Source organism: Lysinibacillus boronitolerans JCM 21713 = 10a = NBRC 103108 (genome assembly GCF_000772935.1).
Classification (GTDB): domain Bacteria; phylum Bacillota; class Bacilli; order Bacillales_A; family Planococcaceae; genus Lysinibacillus; species Lysinibacillus boronitolerans.
Genome location: NZ_JPVR01000002.1, coordinates 1 through 209, shown reverse-complemented (window position 1 = coordinate 209; position 209 = coordinate 1). Strand labels below are relative to the sequence as shown.

The window sequence follows — 209 nt, the reverse complement described above, 5'->3', positions numbered from 1 at the left end:
GCGTCAGCTGCACCGTGCGGGCGAGAAGCTATTCATCGACTATGCCGGGCCGACGCTGCCGGTGGTCGACCCGGCCACCGGCGAAGTGCGCCGGGCGCACATCTTCGTCGCCGCCCTGGGCGCCTCGAATTACACCTATGCCTGCGCGACGCCAGGCGAAACCCAGGTGGACTGGCTGACCTCGCTGGGCCAGGCTCTGACCTACTTTG

1 pseudogene is annotated in these 209 nt (G+C 67.9%); it reads left to right on the top strand.

The window, feature by feature from the left end:
• A pseudogene (locus CD31_RS22755) lies at positions 1–209 on the top strand (IS21 family transposase); the annotation flags it as partial.